We start from the raw sequence: 2,226 nt of genomic DNA on the forward strand, positions 1-2,226 counted from the left end.
TGATACGTTTTTATTCCTTTGACAAAAAAGCCTCCGAATTAAAAGGCATTTACCTAACAACGTCATCAATAGACAACCAGAGCATTAAGATTCTGTTACCTTAGCTAGGATTCATCTGCGCAACGAAGAACGGCTCCCTATAGGGAGCCGTTCTTGTGTCTAAATCTCACTTCGCACTAAGTGCCGTTATGGTAAATAAGGAATATTGCTGGTCATACAGTAACAAAAGAAAGTGGTTGGTGTTGTTATTAGCACCTAAACACATTAAAAAATTATCACCAAATAAATACCTAAGATAAGCACCAGTCATGACGCCATTATCGAAAAAACGTATAAATAACGCACTACAAAAAGTTCAAGAGTATAAAGAAATCAGCTCAGTAGAATCAAAGGAGCTAGATATAGTGTGCCTACTTATTCGCATCTGTGGGTTGCAAACAAAGAAGATATCAGAAGAAGAACGCAAGACGCTGATTGACCATGCTACCGTGGTATTAGAAAGTGAAATGGAATTTACAGAGAAAATGAGAATGGATGAGCCAAGAGATATTTTAGCTCATCTTAAAGGAATACTAACAACTAGCTAAAAACCTTCGATTACAAATGGTTCAGATAAAAGATCTAGAAATAGCCCGCTGATAAACGGGCTATTCTTTAATCTAATTAAAAAGCATTCAAGGCTAGTGAGTAAGTTGGCTCATCAGTTATCTCTTTAACCAACTCTGAATGTGTCACTTTTCCATCAGTATTCACACATACGATTGCACGAGTTACTAAACCTCTAAGAGCACCCTCTGGAATTAACACTCCGTAAGTCTCTGCAAAGTCAGAGTTACGGAAGGTAGATGCATGTTGAACATTCTCAACACCTTCAACTTCACAGAAGCGACCTACAGCAAAAGGCAAGTCGGCTGATACACATAAAACCGTTGTATTTTTAAGTTTTGAAGCTTCTTCATTAAATTTCTTAACGCTAGATGCACAAACAGGAGTATCAATACTCGGGAATATGTTAATGATTACGTTCTGGCCTTTAAATGATGAGAGTGTCAAATCAGATAAATCCGAAGCCGTTAGAGAGAAATCTGGAGCCTGACTGCCTACAGTTGGAATAGAGCCTACAACTTTAACTGGGTTTCCTTGAAAAGTTACTTGTTCCATATTTACCTTCTTTTTATATGATATAGCTAATAAAAGCATAGCGTTGAGGTGAGCCATAAAAACTCAATATTAATTTGGCGTCAATTAAAATACGGCACATCGGAGCAGGTTCAATTAATGACCTGAAAAATCGGTGTTCATTATTCCTATTATGTTCAATAGCCCTTAGATTAGAGACACGAAAAAGGGGATGACCTTGCGATCATCCCCTTTAACGAAGTAATCTAGCTGACACTAAGGTCGGTACTAAAAATCACCTGTTCACGCATTGATTTTAGTACAGGTGGGCTAGCTTTGTCACTACCTACAAACAAACCATTCAACGACAGAAACATATCCTTAGTCAGTGCAGCACTTTAAGACGGTGTATTGATGACTCACTTGACCGACATACTTTACAGAGAATTTTTCACTAAGTTCCTACTAAAGTAATCACGAACTGGTGACGAGATGAAACGAGTTTTAGCTCATGGCATTGGAACTACACCAAAGTAGTTAGCCCCATGCGGATTGGTTCACCGAAGAAACGAACGCTCGATAACTGCGAGGCTCTTTAGATAAACTTACTAACCGTCACTTTGTAGTAAGCCCCCAATTAGAAGAACAGTCACATAGACGCTTGAGGCTTTGACAAGCCAATAGATGAGGTCGCTAAAGCTCCTTATTTATTCTTTCCATGAGCAACGTCTAAGATGACCTTATGCTTAAAATTCAGAGTTATACCCAAACCAAAGAAAAATGATGATCTACCACTCAAAAATCGGTGTTCATTATTCCTATTATGGTAAATAGCAGGGTTTGCTATCAGAAATAGCCCTCAGAACCCCACAAACGCTCTTAGCGAAGATTTTGGACACTTGATCAAGGCAATGCACCTCCACACTGCCTTGTAAGTTTGTGACGCTTTTAGAGCGATTCACAGAACGAATTAACATCGTTCAAACTCACCCCAAAAGCACACCGTAACGCCTAAAAGTAAACTAAATCAGCATTTCGAATTACGAATCTCAAGTGTGATTCGAATGATGTTGTAAATCGCATAACCAAGAATCAATAAAACTAAGA

General features: G+C 38.5%; 2 protein-coding genes. One reads left to right on the top strand and one right to left on the bottom strand.

Features of this window, described 5'->3' with window-relative positions; genetic code table 11:
- The first annotated feature begins 308 nt into the window (after positions 1 to 308).
- Positions 309 to 587 (top strand): hypothetical protein, encoded by a 279-nt coding sequence (locus tag ACED59_RS24340; protein WP_371705192.1) that lies wholly within the window; start codon positions 309 to 311, stop codon positions 585 to 587.
- A gap of 76 nt (positions 588 to 663) precedes the next feature.
- Here ACED59_RS24340 and tpx read toward each other — a convergent pair whose 3' ends face one another.
- Complete coding sequence (tpx, locus tag ACED59_RS24345) at positions 664 to 1,161, bottom strand: thiol peroxidase (RefSeq protein WP_371705191.1); 498 nt, start codon at positions 1,159 to 1,161, stop codon at positions 664 to 666.
- Positions 1,162 to 2,226: the final 1,065 nt, after the last annotated feature.

The organism is Vibrio sp. FF266, from assembly GCF_041439695.1.
GTDB classification, from domain to species: Bacteria; Pseudomonadota; Gammaproteobacteria; order Enterobacterales; family Vibrionaceae; genus Vibrio; species Vibrio tasmaniensis_A.

Bases quoted from the DNA above. Each gene is read 5' to 3' on its own strand.
- ACED59_RS24340 (WP_371705192.1), top strand. From the start codon at position 309: ATGACGCCATTATCGAAAAAACGTATAAATAACGCACTACAAAAAGTT.
- tpx (WP_371705191.1), bottom strand. From the start codon at position 1,161: ATGGAACAAGTAACTTTTCAAGGAAACCCAGTTAAAGTTGTAGGCTCT.